The 5855-nt window shown below is 69.0% G+C and carries 6 protein-coding genes and 1 pseudogene; 3 read left to right on the top strand and 4 right to left on the bottom strand.

The window, feature by feature from the left end:
• Nucleotides 1–895 precede the first annotated feature (895 nt).
• Entirely contained in the window at nucleotides 896–1459 is a 564-nt protein-coding gene (locus ABZ478_RS39130) for a GNAT family N-acetyltransferase (protein ID WP_359557551.1), read from the top strand.
• Between the two features lie 359 nt (nucleotides 1460–1818).
• On the opposite strand, the gene ABZ478_RS39135 is transcribed toward ABZ478_RS39130, so the two are convergent.
• The gene (locus ABZ478_RS39135) at nucleotides 1819–2022 is read right to left on the bottom strand and encodes a cold-shock protein (protein ID WP_358940336.1); all 204 of its coding nucleotides are present in this window, start codon (nucleotides 2020–2022) and stop codon (nucleotides 1819–1821) included.
• Between the two features lie 388 nt (nucleotides 2023–2410).
• On the opposite strand from ABZ478_RS39135, the gene ABZ478_RS39140 reads away from it, so the two are divergent.
• Nucleotides 2411–4042 (top strand): serine hydrolase, encoded by a 1632-nt coding sequence (locus tag ABZ478_RS39140; protein WP_359557552.1) that lies wholly within the window; start codon nucleotides 2411–2413, stop codon nucleotides 4040–4042.
• 610 nt (nucleotides 4043–4652) lie between these two features.
• Here the strand turns inward: ABZ478_RS39140 and ykgO are convergent.
• Genes ykgO through rpmG form a run of 3 tightly spaced genes read right to left on the bottom strand, consistent with a single transcriptional unit; the run spans nucleotide 4653 to nucleotide 5287 of the window.
• Nucleotides 4653–4775 (bottom strand): type B 50S ribosomal protein L36, encoded by a 123-nt coding sequence (gene ykgO / locus ABZ478_RS39145; RefSeq protein ID WP_359557554.1) that lies wholly within the window; start codon nucleotides 4773–4775, stop codon nucleotides 4653–4655.
• 37 nt (nucleotides 4776–4812) lie between these two features.
• Nucleotides 4813–5073, bottom strand: coding sequence for a type B 50S ribosomal protein L31 (locus ABZ478_RS39150; RefSeq protein WP_359557556.1), 261 nt, complete (start codon nucleotides 5071–5073; stop codon nucleotides 4813–4815).
• Nucleotides 5074–5122: 49 nt separating this feature from the next.
• Nucleotides 5123–5287, bottom strand: a complete 165-nt coding sequence (gene rpmG / locus ABZ478_RS39155) for a 50S ribosomal protein L33 (RefSeq protein ID WP_358940593.1) — start codon at nucleotides 5285–5287, stop codon at nucleotides 5123–5125.
• Nucleotides 5288–5535: 248 nt separating this feature from the next.
• Between rpmG and ABZ478_RS39160 the strand changes: the two are divergent.
• Nucleotides 5536–5855 (top strand): annotated as a pseudogene (locus ABZ478_RS39160) (hypothetical protein); the annotation flags it as partial.

A 5855-nucleotide genomic window follows, 5' to 3' on the forward strand; every position in this document is an offset into this window, starting at 1 on the left:
GTAAAACTGTTTTTGTTTTTTGTGTGATTTTGTCTGCTGTGTTCATTTTATTTTATTATCGCGGCGGGGGCGGGGGGGGGGGGCGCCCCCCCCCCCCCCCGGGCCCCGAGCTTTCAACACCATCTACCGGCTGACTGCGCCGGCTCTCTGTGTCCGCAGGGTCCGCCCGGGAGGGCGAGACTGCGGGGATCGCGAATGCGTGACCGGGGACCACCTTCCAATCCAAGGCCTTGCGGTACCCGGGCGGACTCCTCTCTCACCCGGGCGATCCTGATGGCGTTCGGCTCCTTACCTTCGGTTACTGGGTTGTACTGCTGAATCGGTACTGCTCGCGGCCCTTCCGGGTCGCGTCGTGCTGACCTGCTCGCATGGCAGTTCGTGTCTGCCGTGCCCACTTGGACTTCCTAGGTACAGCAAGAACGGTACCCCCACCACACCCCAATGTCTACTTCCGTCATGACAGATTTTCTTCGTGATCGATGCCCGGACATCTTCCTCACTGGCATGCGGAAGGGTCGTGCCCCTGGCTGAGCTCCGGCCCGGCCGGTTCACCTGCGGCTGCGCTCTCGACGCCTGCGCGGGACGTCGACGCCACCTACGGCCTCCCGTGGTGGCCGCGGCGGAGAAACAGCTTCCCTCCACCACTCGCCGACTCGGGTGCGCGTCACTGCGCACGCGACGGATCAGTCGACATCAGGGGAAACGCGGTGATCGCGCGCTGTGTGGTGCTCGATGCGCCCGCCGGCCTCGGGTTCTCCCTCGCTTTCGTCCCAGTCGCCAAGACCCTGCCCCGCAAGGTCCCTGCCGTCCCGTCCGCGCAGCCCGCGCGCTCGCCGACAGTGCGTCCGAGTAAAGCCGTTGAACTGCCCGACCCGCCTTAGGCATGATCAACTGTGTGCACGCCTACCTGGAGACCGAGCGCCTGACCCTGCGCCGCTTCACTACCGACGACGCGGACCTGCTGATCGAGTTGGACAGCGACGCCGCGGTGATGCGCTATCTGACCGGGGGTGAACCGACCGCCCCGGAGATCATCCGCGAGCGCCACCTGCCGAACATCATCGCCGGCTACGAGAGGTGGCGCGGCGATCTTGGACTGTTCGCCGCGCACGAGAAGGACGGCGGCGCGTTCATCGGCTGGTTCTGCCTGCGTCCCGAGCCCCAGGGACCACTGGACGAGGTCGAACTCGGCTACCGGCTGCGGCAGGCGGCTTGGGGCAAGGGTTATGCCACCGAAGGCTCGCGGGCTCTGCTGGGCAAGGCGTTCACGGGGCTCGGTGTGCGCATGGTCTGGGCTGAGACGATGACCGTGAACCACGGTTCGCGCAACATCATGGAGAAGCTCGCCATGACGCTCGCGGACACCATCCCCACTCCCCCCGACATGGAGATGGTCGAGGGCTCCGAGCACGGGGGCGTGCGGTACGAGATCACCAAGGAACAGTGGGAGCAGCATTAGCCACTGCGCGAACGGCCGTTCTGTATCCAGGCCGTTGAAACCGGTGGGTGGACGGCACAGGTCGCACCAGCGGGGTTGACGGGTCCTCGGCTTCTGCACGTTCGCGTACGCGTCGCTCATCTCGCAGAAGGCCCGCACCTGGGGCTTGCGTTCCAGGCAGCCGGACACCGGCCGGGTACCCATGCCCATCAGCGCGGGGCATGGGAAAGGCCCGTGTGACCGGGCCTTTCCCGTCTCTCAGCGGGGACAGGACGTGAACCTGCGACCTGTGGGTCATGGGCCCCGCGAGCCACCGGGCCGCTCCGCCCGCGTCGGTGCCGCCACTTTCTGCATGAGCGGGGCGGGGCAGGGCGGTGACGTCAGCCCCGGACGATGTTCTCCGCCTGGGGCCCCTTCTGTCCCTGTGTCACATCGAAGGTGACCTTCTCGCCTTCCACCAACTCGCGGTAACCGTTCCCGGCGATGTTGGAGTAGTGCGCGAAAACGTCCGGTCCGCCGCCGTCCTGGGCGATGAAGCCGAAGCCCTTCTCGGCGTTGAACCACTTCACGGTGCCGCTGGCCATGCTGTTGTCCTTCGTTTCTCGCCGGGGCAGGCCCGGCTGGTGGTGAGGGGCGCCCGCACAGGGACACCCGGCGTCCTTTCTACCCGAGACACCTGCGGGTTATCCGACTTTCCGCTCGCACCGCCATCGGCTTGTGCGCTGCGCAGGAGCAGCCGACCATGAGGTCGCCGTCGAAGACGCCGACCGTGCCGCGGTCGAGGTCAAGCTCGGCCATGAAGGGCCGGCCTCGCCGGGGCGGGCGAGGCCGGCCGTGGTGATACCGCCGGCCAGTGCCTGTCCGTCTCATCCTGTTCGGCGGTTCCCGAGTGCCGTGGTCCGCCGCTGAGGCGAGTATGGAACGGGTGCCGTGCGTGCCCCCGAGGGCATCCGAGCGCGAGGTATCTGGACGATGGCGAATCGGCGTCGCGGGAGAACGCTGTGCCGGCGGGCCCAGGTGGGTGCCGCGGTGGTGTGCCTGGGTGTGCTCGGGGCGGTGCTGCCTGGATGCGCCGGCACGGGCGCCGCGACCAGCAGTCCGTCCGCCGAGGCGTCGCTCGCCCCGACGCCGCCGAAGCAACCGCCACCTCAGTTGACGCGGGCGCAGGTGGGAACCGCCGTGGGCCGGCTCGACGGCCTGGTGGGGGACGCGATGCGCAAGACGGGGGTGCCGGGGGTCGCCGTGGGCGTCGTCCACCAGGGCAAGGTCGTGTACGCGAAGGGCTTCGGCGTCCGTGAGCTGGGCAAGAGCGGCAAGGTCGGTCCCGGGACGGTCTTCCAGCTGGCGTCTTTGTCCAAGCCGCTGTCGTCGACCGTCGTCTCCGGGGCCGTAGGACGCGGGGTGGTCGGCTGGAACGACCGGATAGCCGTCCATGATCCGGGCTTCGCGCTCAAGGACCCGTACGTGACGGCGAACGTGACGGTCGCGGACCTGTTCTCCCACCGCAGTGGACTGCCCGACCACGCCGGTGACCTGCTGGAGGACCTTGGCTACCAGCGCGACTACATCCTGGGGCACCTGCGGCTCGAGCCGCTGACCGCGTTCCGCGCGACCTACGCCTACACCAACTACGGCCTCACCGAGGCGGGCGTGGCGGTGGCCGACGCGGCGAAGACCAGCTGGCCGCGGCTGGCGGCGGACACGCTGTTCAAGCCCCTGGGTATGGGTCACTCCAGCTACCGGCGAACCGACTATGACAAGGCCGCGGACAAGGCGTCCGCCCACGTCGAGGTCGACGGACGCTGGAAGCCCTCCACCACCGAGAACGCCGACAGCCAGGCGCCCGCGGGCGGTGCCAGTTCGAACGTCGACGACCTCTCCCGGTGGATGCGCCTGCAACTGGCCAACGGCGCGTTCGACGGGAAGCAGCTGGTCGACCCGGCAGCCCTGGACCAGACCCGCATCCCGCACGCCGTGGCGATGGACCCACTCGCCCCGGCAGGTGAGCCGGGCTTCTACGGGCTCGGTTGGAACGTCGGGTACGACGAGCGCGGACGGCTGCGCCTGAACCATTCCGGCGCCTTCGACCTGGGCGCCGCGACCGAGGTCACCCTGCTGCCCAGCGAACGGCTCGGCATCGTGGTACTGACGAACGGGCAGCCCATCGGCGTGCCGGAGGCGGTGGCCGCCGCGTTCTTCGACATCGCCCAGAACGGCAGGCAGACCGTCGACTGGCTGGCCTTCTACCGAAAAGTGGTGCAGGCCGCCGCCTACACGGGCCGCTCCCCGACGAACTACGCCGAGCCGCCCGCCAAAGCCGCCCCGGCCCGGGCCGACGACGTCTACACGGGCACCTATGCGAACGAGTACTACGGGCCGCTCACCGTCACCCGTGACAACAGCGGCAAGCTGAGCATGACGCTGGGCCCGCTGAAGATGTCGTTCCCCCTGAGGCATTACACCGGTGACACCTTCAGCTACCGGACACAGGGCGAGAACGCTGTCGGCCTGTCCGGCGTCACGTTCCACACCCGTTCCGGCAAGGCCACGAGCGTCACCATCGAGCACCTCGACGCCAACAAACTGGGCACCTTCAGCCGCTGACGGCCTTTGGCCCCAAGCCCCGAGGGCACGACCACCGCCACAGGGCCGGCAGACCCCGACATGGCTCGTCGACGATCACGCTGATCGCCCATCCCGGGGTGGAGCATCCTCACGACCACGACCACGACCACGGCCAGTGAGGCGGTGAAGGACAGGAATACCGGCGATCATGATGAATGCCGCGGCAAAGATCACGCGTGCCATCGCGGGCAGCCCCGCCCCTCCCCCGCAGCGAGCCGGTGGTCGCCGGGCGGGTGCCGGGCCTCGGCGTTTTCGGGACAGCAGGAAGATCTCGCAGCACATGGACGCAGCGGGCCCGCGCCCCGCCACGGCACTGAGCCGCGCGGGCCGCCGGTAAGGGCCGGCCAGGCAGTGGCGCCGGCCGGCGGGCGTCGAACCCCTGCGGTACCCGGCCGGCCGTCCGGCAGATCCGGGCGATCACCCGGGCCATGCCGGTCTCCCGGAACAGCGCGACCGTCCGGGGCTGAGGCCGGCACGTCCACCGGTTCAGCCGGGCCCGCGCCGGCCGCCCCCAGGGGCCAACCGGCGCGGGCCCGCGGCATTCCACGAGGCGACCGACGCACGCTGGACGCGCGGCAGGGGCGGAACGTCAGCCCTGCCGGGCCTTGAAGCGGGGGTCCTTCTTGTTGACGACGAAGGTCACGCCCCGTCGGCGCACCACTTGGGCGCCGGGCCTGGTCTTCAGTGAGCGCAAGGACGTGCGCACCTTCATGAGGGCCTCCTCTCGGGCGGATCGAACGGGCCCGCAGTCAGTGGCGGGCCGAAGCGGTACGGCCGTAGCGCCGCTCGAAGCGCTGCACGCGGCCCGCGGTGTCCACGACGCGCGCGTTGCCGGTGTAGAACGGGTGGCTCGCCGACGAGGTCTCGACGTCGACGAGCGGGTAGGTGGTGCCGTCCTCCCACTGGAGCGTCTGCCGGGTGTCGATGGTCGAGCGGGTGAGCAGGTGGAACCCCGACGCCCGGTCGCGGAAGACGACGGGGCGGGAGACGGGGTGGATGCCGGGCTTCATCGAATGTCCCTCCTCGGGAGCCTCCGTCGCCGGGCGGCGAAGGCGGGTGTCAGCGCTCCTCGCGGAACGGGACGTGCTTGCCGATCACGGGGTCGTACTTGCGCAGGACCAGCCGGTCGGGATCGTTAGTACGGTTCTTGCGGGTCACGTGGACGGCTCCGGTACCGGCCGTCGACCTCAGCGTGACGACGGGCCGCGCGGTGCTGCGTGCCATGAGGGGGCTCCTTCCCTTGTCCCACACCCCGAATCTATTGACTCGGCCATGTCAGACAGCCATGTCAACCACACCGCCCGGCAGCGCATTCCCGCCGAAGCCCATCTCTGGTGAGAGCACCGTTTCGGCAGGTCAAGCGGCTTGCCGGGGTGTGAGGCACGTTCGTCACGGTGATGGCGGGATGCCTTGGCTGGCGCCTGCGGGCTGGGTCACTGCTCTGTTCTAGAGTCCAGGCCGTGACGACTCTCATGATCGATGCAGGTGCGGTTTCGCCGACTGCTCCAGTGACACGGACCGGTGGTGTGCCTCTGGCGCCGGCCGAAACTCTCTGGCCCTGCTGTGCTTCGTGCAACGGCCCGATGCAGTTCCTCGCCCAGGTGGTCCTGGACGACCTTGGGGATGGGCTTGGGCACCGGGGATTCCTGGCCCTGTTCGCATGCCAGAACGATCCGGGAATGTGCGGCGACTGGGAACCGGACTCCGGCGGGAACCAGGCTTTGCTCTTCCCGGCGGACGGCCTTGAGCCGTTGGCCCAGCCCGCCAACGGTGTCGATGAGGCACTGCTTCT

The sequence above is a fragment of the Streptomyces sp. NPDC005706 genome (genome assembly GCF_040631045.1).
In the GTDB taxonomy this organism is placed as follows: Bacteria; Actinomycetota; Actinomycetes; order Streptomycetales; family Streptomycetaceae; genus Streptomyces.